General features: G+C 48.6%; 1 protein-coding gene. It reads left to right on the forward strand.

Annotated features, from left to right (window positions below; translation table 11 throughout):
* On the forward strand, positions 1-1,255 hold a 1,255-nt coding region (locus tag R7P35_RS24900; protein ID WP_318093055.1), incomplete at both ends, for a pyruvate formate lyase family protein.

Below are 1,255 nucleotides of genomic sequence, written 5' to 3' on the forward strand. Positions count from 1 at the left end.
AAATGTCTGTATCGGTGGCCAAAAGCTGAATGAGAATGGAGAACCTGAAGACGCCGTAAATCCGCTATCTTGGGCGATTTTAGAGTCTTGTGGTCAGCTACGTTCCACACAACCGAACTTGAGTGTTCGCTATCATGAAGGTCTGAATCAAGAGTTCTTGATGGGCTGTATTGAAGTGATCAAATGCGGATTCGGTATGCCTGCATTCAACAACGATGAAATTGTCATTCCAGAGTTCATCAAGCTTGGCGTTGAGAAAGAAGACGCTTACAACTACGCGTCTATTGGCTGTATTGAAACCGCTGTTCCAGGCAAATGGGGTTACCGTTGCACGGGTATGAGCTTCATTAACTTTGCGCGTATTTTACTGGCTGCGCTTAACGAAGGTGTGGATGCAACGACGGGCAAAGCCTTCTTGCCGCATGATAAGTCGTTGGCAAAAGGCAACTTCGAGAGTTTTGATCAAGTCACAGCCTCTTGGGCGGAGCAAATTCGCTACTACACACGTAAATCGATTGAGATCGATACCGTAGTCGACAGCGTGCTTGAGCAGCAAGCGCAAGATATTTTCTGCTCATCGCTGGTGGATGACTGTTTGGCGCGCGGTAAAACAGTAAAAGAAGGCGGAGCGAAATACGATTGGGTATCTGGCCTGCAAGTGGGTATCGCCAATTTGGGTAACAGTTTGGCGGCGATCAAACATTTGGTGTTTGAAGAAGCACAAATCAGCCAAACGGAACTGGCAAAAGCATTAGAAGAAGACTTCGATGGTATTGAGAACGAACAACTTCGCCAACGCTTAATCAACTTCGCGCCAAAATACGGCAATGACGACGATTATGTCGACCAACTGCTGGCTGATGCTTACCAAGTTTATATCGATGAGTTGGCGCAATTTGTCAACACACGTCATGGGCGCGGGCCAATTGGTGGTGGCTACTACGCGGGAACATCGAGCATCTCTGCCAACGTGCCATTTGGCGCATCCACGATGGCAACACCAGATGGTCGAAAAGCGAAAACGCCACTGGCAGAAGGCGCGAGTCCAGCATCGGGCTCTGACCGTTTGGGACCAACGGCGGTGTATAACTCAGTCGGTAAAATTCAAGCCAATAAAATCCTAGGTGGCGTGCTGCTTAACCAGAAGTTAAGCCCAGCGGCTGTCGCTTCAGAAGGGGATAAGCTCAAGCTTTCAATGCTGATTCGCACCTTCTTTAATCACCACAATGGTTGGCACGTGCAGTACAACATCGTC

Origin of the sequence: Vibrio sp. Vb0304 (genome assembly GCF_033338995.1) — a bacterium.
Taxonomy (GTDB): Bacteria; Pseudomonadota; Gammaproteobacteria; order Enterobacterales; family Vibrionaceae; genus Vibrio; species Vibrio alginolyticus.